This window comes from Microvirga roseola, assembly GCF_020866965.1.
Taxonomy (GTDB): domain Bacteria; phylum Pseudomonadota; class Alphaproteobacteria; order Rhizobiales; family Beijerinckiaceae; genus Microvirga; species Microvirga roseola.
The window spans coordinates 1-353 of record NZ_JAJATX010000225.1; the positions used below are offsets into that span (position 1 = coordinate 1).

At 66.0% G+C, this 353-nt stretch carries 1 protein-coding gene; it reads right to left on the reverse strand.

Going from position 1 to position 353, the window contains the following annotated elements; all coding sequences use genetic code 11:
* Positions 1-353: FtsK/SpoIIIE domain-containing protein (locus LG661_RS24980; RefSeq protein ID WP_268995523.1), on the reverse strand; the 353-nt coding region annotated here is incomplete at both ends.

Here is a 353-nt window from a genome sequence, read left to right on the forward strand (position 1 = left end):
ACCACCTTCTCCACCTCCTCGTCCGAGCAGAAGGGACCGTGCACGCGCGTGATCCGCCCGCCGCCGGCCATGTAGAGCATGTCGCCCTGACCCAGAAGCTGCTCGGCCCCCATCTCGCCCAGAATGGTGCGCGAGTCGATCTTGGAGGTGACCTGGAACGAGATGCGGGTGGGGAAGTTCGCCTTGATCGTGCCGGTGATCACGTCCACCGACGGGCGCTGCGTGGCCAGGATCACGTGAATGCCGGCCGCTCGGGCCATCTGGGCCAGGCGCTGGATCGCGCCCTCGATCTCCTTGCCCGCCACCATCATCAGGTCCGCCATCTCGTCGACGATCACCACGATGTAGGGCAA